The sequence below is a fragment of the Dietzia sp. DQ11-71 genome (genome assembly GCF_014144995.1).
Taxonomy (GTDB): Bacteria; Actinomycetota; Actinomycetes; order Mycobacteriales; family Mycobacteriaceae; genus Dietzia; species Dietzia kunjamensis.
Map to the genome: position 1 here is coordinate 1 of NZ_JAALDT010000037.1, position 7,941 is coordinate 7,941.

Sequence of the window (7,941 nt, forward strand, 5' to 3'; positions counted from 1 at the left end):
GCCCGCGACCGGGCCGGCGGGGTTCCCCGACGGCGACGGCGAGCTCGCCCTGCGCCGTACGGCACTGACGTTGGAACCGGACGTCCTCCCGCTGGGCGTGGCGGTCGAGACCCTCAGCATCACGGGCGGCACCATCACCGCCGCCGGTGAGGGCGGGCCCGGCACCGCGCCGCTCGACGGCCTCGCACGGACGGACCTCTAGACTCGGGCCCATGAGTCGCGACGACGTACTGGTCAGCACCCGCTGGGCCTCCTCGCGCCTGGCCGACGACTCGGTGGTCTTCCTCGAGGTCGACGAGGACGTGACGGCCTACCACTCCGACGGGCACATCCCCGGTGCTGTCGCGCTGAACTGGCGAACCGAACTCCAGCAGGAGTACACGCGCGATCTCGTCGACCGTGAGCGGTTCGGCGAACTCCTGTCCGGTCGGGGCATCACCCGCGAGCACACCGTGGTGGTCTACGGCGGTAACCACAACTGGTTCGCCGCCTATGCCTACTGGTACCTCCGGCTGTACGGGCACCCCGACGTCCGTCTCCTCGACGGGGGCCGTATGCGCTGGGAGCGGGACGGCCTGCCACTGGAGACCGAGCTGCCGCAGCGGCCGGCGACCGAGTACGTCGCCGAGCCCCAGGACCTGTCGATCCGGGCGTTCCGCGAGGACGTGCTCTCGGGCCTCGGCAGTGACGCGCTCGTCGACGTGCGATCGGTCGACGAGTTCACCGGCCGACTCGCCGCCCCGGCCGGCCTGCCCCAGGAGGGCGGCCGACAGCGCGGGCACATCCCCGGCGCGGTGAGCATTCCGTGGAACCGAGCCGTCTCCCGCGACGGTACGTTCCGGCCCGACGCCGAGCTCCGCGAGATCTACGCCGATCTTCTCGGCACCCCCGGGCAGCGCGTCGTCACGTACTGCCGGATCGGCGAGCGGTCCAGCCACACCTGGTTCGTCCTCCACGAGCTCCTCGATCAACCGAACGTCGTCAACTACGACGGCAGCTGGGTGGAGTACGGCTCCCTCATCGGGGTCCCCGTCGAGCGGTGAGCCGCGTGTTCACCCCGGCGGCCGGCGGGACTGGCTAATCTCGATCCCATGTCTCTCCTGTCGCGTGCCCTCGGTATGGCCGGGCGAGCCTCCGTCGTCGCCGTCGGCGCCGCGGTCGCTTCCACCGTCCTCGTGGGAATCGATCAACGCCGTGGGGCGACCCCGGCCGTGCCCGATCACCCCGGCCCCTACTCCCCCGAGGAGCGGGAGGCAGCCGTTCGGATGTACCTCACCGCGCTCACGGTCCCGGCCGCGGCGTTCCGTGTGCCGTTCGCGAAGGACTGTGTCCGTCGCGAGAACGGCCTGAAGACCGGGTTCGGGGCGGACCAGCTCCGGTGGGACCTCCACCTGCACCTGCAGTACTCGGTGATCCGCGAGGTCCGCGACATCGTCATCACCGTCGACCCCCCGGGGCGCGAGGGCGTCGTGCACGCGGACTTCACCCTGGCGACCGTCGTGGGCGCCACCGCGCGGGTCAGCGAGGACTTCGTCGTGCCCCCCGAGGACTGCCTCATCCACTCGATCGAGGCCCGCGTCTCACTCGGCTGAGAGGCTCGGGGTTAGGATTGGGCCATGGTGCTCTTCTTCGAGATCCTCCTGGTCCTCTGCACGCTGGCCATCCTGTGGGCCACCTGCTACATCGTGTACCGCACGGTCACCGACGAGTCGTGACGGAACGCGACCAGCCGAACACCGGTGACCCCACGCCGCCCACCCCTCCCGGGGGAGGCGGCGGTTCGGTCGTGCGCGGGTCCGGAAACGCGGCCGTCGACGCGGCGGCGGAGCAATCGGAGCAGACCGCCCGCCGCAACATCGCCCCGTTCTCCGAGCTCCCGGTCCCCGAGGACACCGCCAACCTGCGGTTCGGCCCCGACCTGCACCCGGGCCTGCTGGCCCTGCTGCCCCTCGTGGGCGTCTGGGAGGGTGAGGGCGAGGCCGACACCGAGGACCGCGGCCAGCACCGGTTCGGCCAACAACTCATCGTCGCCCACGACGGCGAGAACTATCTGACCTGGACCTCCCGCGCCTGGACCTTCGACGCCGGTGGCGCCGTGGACGATGCGGCCTACCGGGAGACGGGATTCTGGCGGATCTCCGCGGATGACCAGCTCGAGTTCCTCGTGGCCCACGCGTCCGGCGTGATCGAGATGTACTACGGCGCACCGATCAGCCAGTCGGCCTGGGAGATGACCACCGACGTGGTCCTCGCGTCCCCCACCGGACCCAAGCGTGGCGGCGCCAAGCGCATCTACGGGATCGTCGAGGGTGGCGACCTGGGCTGGGTCGAGGAGCGCGTCCACCCGGAGCGGGGCCTGGTGCCCCACATGTCCGCGCGACTGCGTCGGATAGCCGGCTAGCGGTTCCCCGCCCGGGTGGCGGGGCCCGTCACCCGCGGCCGACCGCGCGGTCGACCATGCCGACGACATCGATCCCGGGGTCCCCGGTCGACAGCGTCACATCGTCGACCCTGCGGACCCGCGCACACAGGGTCACCGAGGACAACAGCCACACCGCGTCCGCGGCCAACAGGTCGGTCAGCAGCAGCCGCTCCCGCCGCACGCGCACACCCTCGGCCCCGGCGATCTCCGCCATGGCCGCCAGGGTGGTGCCCTCGAGGATCCCCACCTCCGCCGGAGGGCTCACCAGCTCACCGCCGCGGGCGATCACCACGGTGGAACGGGGGCCCTCCAGCACCTCGCCGTCGGAGGACAGGTAGATCACGTCGTCGAACCCGGCCGCGGCGGCGTGCCGCAGCGCCGCCATGTTGGCCGCATACGACAGCGTCTTGGATCCGAGCAGCAGCCACGGGGCGGACGCGGCGACGTCCGACGCATACCCCCGACCGAGGGCCGTCACCGCGATTCCGTCGGCCCGTGCCCGCAGGGCCACCCCGCTCACGGGCGCGACGGTGATGTAGGCCGTCTCCCGCCCGCCGCGCTCGGGCCCGCGGGACAGCACCAACCGCAGCATCGCCTCCGAGTCCGGCCCCCACCGGCGCGCGGCCAGGTCGATGCCCGCCAGCCACTGCTCCGGGGACGGCCCGGTCAGCCCCAGCGAGGCCGCTGATCTGGCGAGTCGCGCCAGGTGACGTTCCGGCTTGGCGGGGCGGCCACCGACGACGAGGAGTGTCTCGAAGCAACCGTCGCCACGGACGGCGGCCAGGTCGTCGGCCAACAACAGTGGCTGATCGGACGGGTGGACCCGGGGACGCGGCCCCTCCGGACCGCCCGCGACGAGGACGACCACCCGTGCGTCGTCAGTCCGGTCGGTACCCGTTTCCGCTGCTGTGCCCATGCCGCCCAACACTACGGCGGGGTACGTAGACTCGCGATCGTGACCGACCCAGTTGTGCCCGAGCGGACCGACAGCGGCTACCGCAGCCCGATCCTGAACCGCCCCGGAGCAGTGAACCAGGCCGACACCTCCCCCGACGTCGGGGTGCCGTACCACTACGGCGACCCGTTCGGGGAGCAGCGCGCGGCCGACTCCGCGCCGGTGGTCGTCGACCGCTCCCACCGGGACGTCCTGACCATCGGTGGCGGCGAGCGGCTGACCTGGCTGGAGGGCTTCGTCTCCCAGCACGTGTCCGAGATCCCGGACGGTGGCGGCGCCGAGACGCTGGTGCTGGACGCGAACGGGCGGGTGGAACACCACGCGGTCCTCGCCGACGTCGCCGGCACGCTCGTCGTGGACACCGAACCCGGCCGGGGAGCGGACCTGCTGCAGTTCCTCACCAAGATGGTGTTCTGGGCCGACGCGACACCGGAGACCGCGGACCTCGCCGTCCTCACCCTCACCGGCGCCGCCCTCCCCGCCACCCTCGAGGCCCCGGACGGCACCGAGGTGACCCTGCCGGTCGGGGACTACGCCGGCATCCCGCTGCCGGGCGGCGGTGTGGCCCGGCGGATGCCCTGGCCCCTGACCGGATCGATCGACCTGCTGGTCCCGCGCTCCGAACTGAGCGCGTGGTTCGACGCGGCGGTCGCCGCGGGAGCGCGTCCGGCGGGTTCGTGGGCGTTCGAGGCCCTACGGGCGGCGGGGACGACCCCGCCACGCGGCCGCCTCGGGGTGGACACCGACGAGAAGACCATCCCCCACGAGCTCCCCACCTGGATCGGCGATGTGGCGCAGCGCGGCGCCGTGCACCTGGACAAGGGGTGCTACCGCGGCCAGGAGACCGTCTCCAGGGTCCACAACCTCGGACGGTCGCCCCGGGTCCTGGTCCGACTCCAGCTGGATGGATCCGCCAGCGACGAACTGCCCGTGCCGGGCGCCGAGGTCCGCGCCGCCGGCCGCCCCGTCGGACGCGTCGGGACCGTGGTCCAGCACCACGAGGACGGACCGGTGGCCCTCGCCCTGCTCAAGCGGTCCGTGGCCGTCGACGCCGCCCTCGAGATCGACGGGGTCGTCGCCGCCGTCGACCCGGACAGCGCCCCGGAGGACACCGGGACCCAGGCCGGACGAGAGGCCATCCGCCGACTCCGCGGCCAGGCCTGACACCCCCGCGGGGGTCGGATCACCCCCGCGGGTCACTGCCGGAGACGACTCCCTCGACACCCGGGCGGACATTCCGCGCCGGGCACGCTATCCTGTGGACAGGCAGATACTCACACTTGCAATGGGCACCCCCGAGGTGGCCCAGCACCGTTTCCGAGGGGGTCAGGTCAATGGGCCGAGGCCGCGCGAAGGCGAAGCAGACCAAGGTCGCTCGCGAACTCAAGTACAACACTCCGCAGACGGACCTAGAACGTCTCCAGCAGGAGTTGTCGGGTGGAGGGTCGCCGACGCGGCTCAGCACCGATGAGGACGATGACCCCTACGGGTCATGGTCCGACGGCGACACCAGGTACTGATCATCCCCCGTTCCCGGTAGACCCACGTGGGCCGGGCATCCCCGAGGATGCCCGGCTCACGCGTGTCACACTGGCCGGGACACCGCACCACGACACAGCGACCCGGCCGGAACTGCCCCGGCCGGGTCGCTGTCGTCTGCGAGCGGTCAGAACCGGGCGTGTGAACCCTCGAGTGTCACGCGGGGGGCGTCGGCGTCCTCGCCGGCCTTCTCCACGCGCCCGATCACCCAGTTCTCGACGTGGCGTGCGGTGAGGACGGCCTGGGCCCGGTCCACGTCCTCCTCGGGCAGGACGGCGACCATCCCGACCCCCATGTTGAACGTGCGCTCCATCTCGGCCTGTTCGACGCGGCCGTGGTGGGCGATGGTGCCGAAGACGGCGGGAACGGGCCAGCGCCCCCGGTCGAGGCGCGCGACCAGGCCGCGGGGCATCACCCGGGCGAGGTTCTCGGCGAGCCCGCCGCCGGTGACGTGGCTGAAGACCCGGACGTCGGTCTCCGCGATGAGGCTCAGGCAGTCGAGCGCATAGATACGCGTCGGCTCGAGCAGCTCCTCACCCAGGGTCCGTCCGAACTCCTCGACGTGCCCCTCGAGCGGAAGTCGGGCGAGCTCGAGGAGGACGTGCCGGGCCAACGAGTACCCGTTGGAGTGCAGCCCCGAGGAGGCCATGCCGATGATCACGTCGCCGGGGCGGACCTTCTCGGCCTGGAGGATCTCGTCGGCCTCGACGATCCCCACACCGGTGGCGGAGATGTCGTACTCCCCCGGGGCCATGAGACCGGGGTGCTCGGCCGTCTCCCCGCCCAGCAGCGCGCACCCGGCCCGGACGCAGCCCTCCGCGATCCCCTCGACGATGTCCGCGACGTGCTCGGGGACCACCTTGCCGATGGCGATGTAGTCCTGCAGGAACAGCGGCTCGGCACCGCACACCACGAGGTCGTCGACGACCATGGCGACGAGATCGATACCGACCGTGTTGTGGACGTCCATCGCCTGCGCGACGGCGATCTTGGTCCCGACGCCGTCCGTGGACGACGCGAGGAGCGGTTGCCGGTAGGTGTTCTTCAGCGAGAACAGGCCGGCGAATCCACCGAGGCCTCCCATCACCTCCGGCCGGGTCGCCCGCTTGGCGTGGGGGGCGAACAGCTCCACCGCGCGCTCGCCGGCGTCGATGTCGACGCCCGCGGCGGCATACGAGGCGCCGGTCGGGGGGTGTGAGTTGTCGGTCATGTGGTCTCTCCTCGTCGGCGCCCCTGGTCGGGCGCCCGTTCAGGGTCGGCGGACGGGGTCCGCGATGTCACTGCGGACCGGGAAGCGATCGGCCTCGAGGCCGTCGACCTCGGCTGCCAGCGCGCGCACGGCCGCGCTCATGGGCGAGTCGTCGGGAAGCTCGATGGGATAGTGCCCGTCGAAGCACGCTGCGCACAGTTCGTCGCCGCGTTGGCCGCTGGCCTCGATCATCCCCTCGACGGAGACGTAACCGAGGCTGTCCGCACCGATGGCGCGGCGCACCCCCTCGAGCATCCCGTCCGAGGCATCGACGCCGTTGGCGATGAGCTCGGCGGGACTGGCGAAGTCGATCCCGTAGAAGCACGGCCAGCGCACCGGCGGCGAGGCGATCCGGACGTGCACCTCACGGGCTCCGGCCTCGTACAACATGCGGACCAGGGCGCGCTGGGTGTTGCCCCGAACGATCGAGTCGTCCACCACCACGAGCCGCTGCCCGCGGATCACCTCACGCAGCGGGTTGAGCTTGAGTCGGATCCCCAGTTGCCTGATGGTCTGGCTGGGTTGGATGAACGTACGGCCCACGTAGGCGTTCTTCGTCAGCCCCTGCGCGAACGGGATCCCGGACTCCTGCGCATAACCGACGGCGGCCGGCGTGCCGGACTCGGGGACCGGGATCACCAGGTCACCCTCGGCGGGATGCTCGCGGGCCAGGCGGCGCCCGATCTCGACCCTCGCGGAGTTGACCAGGCGCTGGTTGATCACCGAGTCGGGACGGGCGAGGTAGACGTACTCGAACACGCACGTCTTGGGGGTCGGGGGCGAGAGCTTGCGGGACCGTACGCCGTCGGCGTCGATCGCGATGAGTTCGCCGGGCTCGATGTCGCGGACGAACGAGGCGCCGACGATGTCCAGGGCCGACGTCTCGGACGAGACGACCCAGCCGCGCTCGAGGCGGCCGAGCGCCAGCGGGCGGACACCGTGCGGGTCGCGGGCCGCGTAGAGCGTGTTCTCGTCGGAGAAGGTGAGACAGTAGGCACCGCGCAGCCGGGGCAGCAGACGGGCCGCGGCCTCCTCGAGTCCCCCGTCGCGCGCCTCGTGGGCCAGCAGGGTCGAGACGATGTCGGAGTCCGAGTGGGTGCTCTCCTCCGAGTACCCGCCGATCCCCAGGGCCGTCGCGTGCCGTTTGAGTTCCTGCGTGTTGACGAGGTTGCCGTTGTGGCCGAGGACGACGGAACCGCCGTCGATGATCGGCCTGAACATCGGCTGGGCGTTGTCCCAGCTCGCCGCGCCGGTGGTGGAGTAGCGGCAGTGGCCGATCGCCACGTGACCGTGCATCGACTCGAGGGTCTGCTCGTCGAAGACCTGACTGACCAGGCCGAGATCCTTGTAGACCAGGACCTGCTCACCGTCCGCCACGGCGATCCCGGCGGCCTCCTGGCCACGGTGCTGGAGTGCGTACAGGCCGTAGTAGGTGAGCTTGGCGACGTCCTCGCCGGGGGCCCACACGCCGAAGACGCCGCATTCCTCGACCGGGCCGATGCGCTCGGCGTCGACGGGCAGGCCTGCGGGGCCGGGGACGGACGGATCGGGCAGCCCGAGCCCGACGGCGGAGCTGCCACCGGGACGGCGGAGTGACCCGGACGGTGCCGGTCGTGACGACGTACTCTCCACCTGCTGGTGCTCCCTCGCGACTTTCGGGGCGGTCCGCCCGGACGGACCCCGGCGGTGCGCCTGCAAGTCTACGGTCACCGACCCCCGTGGCCCCAAAGTCCGGCGCGCAGCCCCCCTCCGCCGGGCGTCCGCGCCCGGCCCGTC

The 7,941-nt window shown here is 71.9% G+C and carries 8 protein-coding genes and 1 pseudogene; 6 read left to right on the forward strand and 3 right to left on the reverse strand.

Annotated features, from left to right (window positions below; translation table 11 throughout):
• The 4 genes and pseudogenes from G6023_RS01550 to G6023_RS01565 all read left to right on the forward strand — a co-directional run.
• Positions 1-202: pseudogene (locus G6023_RS01550) on the forward strand (DUF2993 domain-containing protein); the annotation flags it as partial.
• Between the two features lie 10 nt (positions 203-212).
• Entirely contained in the window at positions 213-1,043 is an 831-nt protein-coding gene (locus G6023_RS01555) for a sulfurtransferase (RefSeq protein WP_069388592.1), read from the forward strand.
• Between the two features lie 48 nt (positions 1,044-1,091).
• Complete coding sequence (locus G6023_RS01560; RefSeq protein WP_067712013.1) at positions 1,092-1,592, forward strand: DUF8021 domain-containing protein; 501 nt, start codon at positions 1,092-1,094, stop codon at positions 1,590-1,592.
• A 119-nt stretch (positions 1,593-1,711) separates the two neighbouring features.
• Entirely contained in the window at positions 1,712-2,401 is a 690-nt protein-coding gene (locus tag G6023_RS01565) for a heme-binding beta-barrel domain-containing protein (protein ID WP_082923667.1), read from the forward strand.
• A 28-nt stretch (positions 2,402-2,429) separates the two neighbouring features.
• On the opposite strand, the gene G6023_RS01570 is transcribed toward G6023_RS01565, so the two are convergent.
• Positions 2,430-3,338 (reverse strand): aminodeoxychorismate lyase, encoded by a 909-nt coding sequence (locus G6023_RS01570; protein WP_069388594.1) that lies wholly within the window; start codon positions 3,336-3,338, stop codon positions 2,430-2,432.
• Between the two features lie 39 nt (positions 3,339-3,377).
• Here G6023_RS01570 and ygfZ point away from each other — a divergent pair, with 39 nt between their 5' ends.
• On the forward strand, positions 3,378-4,541 hold the full coding sequence (ygfZ, locus tag G6023_RS01575; RefSeq protein WP_182633910.1) for a CAF17-like 4Fe-4S cluster assembly/insertion protein YgfZ: 1,164 nt from the start codon (positions 3,378-3,380) through the stop codon (positions 4,539-4,541).
• A gap of 170 nt (positions 4,542-4,711) precedes the next feature.
• Entirely contained in the window at positions 4,712-4,897 is a 186-nt protein-coding gene (locus G6023_RS01580) for a DUF3073 domain-containing protein (protein ID WP_067712007.1), read from the forward strand.
• 146 nt (positions 4,898-5,043) lie between these two features.
• On the opposite strand, the gene purM is transcribed toward G6023_RS01580, so the two are convergent.
• Positions 5,044-6,126: a phosphoribosylformylglycinamidine cyclo-ligase gene (gene purM / locus G6023_RS01585; protein ID WP_067712004.1), complete on the reverse strand. Its 1,083-nt coding sequence runs from the start codon at positions 6,124-6,126 to the stop codon at positions 5,044-5,046.
• 39 nt (positions 6,127-6,165) lie between these two features.
• A complete protein-coding gene (gene purF / locus G6023_RS01590; RefSeq protein WP_396444184.1) occupies positions 6,166-7,719 on the reverse strand; it encodes an amidophosphoribosyltransferase in 1,554 nt (517 codons plus the stop codon).
• Between the last annotated feature and the right edge of the window lie 222 nt (positions 7,720-7,941).

Excerpts from the sequence above, each read along its gene's own strand:
- purM (WP_067712004.1), bottom strand. The coding sequence starts at position 6,126 with ATGACCGACAACTCACACCCCCCGACCGGCGCCTCGTATGCCGCCGCG.
- G6023_RS01555 (WP_069388592.1), top strand. The coding sequence starts at position 213 with ATGAGTCGCGACGACGTACTGGTCAGCACCCGCTGGGCCTCCTCGCGC.
- G6023_RS01560 (WP_067712013.1), top strand. The coding sequence starts at position 1,092 with ATGTCTCTCCTGTCGCGTGCCCTCGGTATGGCCGGGCGAGCCTCCGTC.
- G6023_RS01580 (WP_067712007.1), top strand. The coding sequence starts at position 4,712 with ATGGGCCGAGGCCGCGCGAAGGCGAAGCAGACCAAGGTCGCTCGCGAA.
- G6023_RS01570 (WP_069388594.1), bottom strand. The coding sequence starts at position 3,338 with ATGGGCACAGCAGCGGAAACGGGTACCGACCGGACTGACGACGCACGG.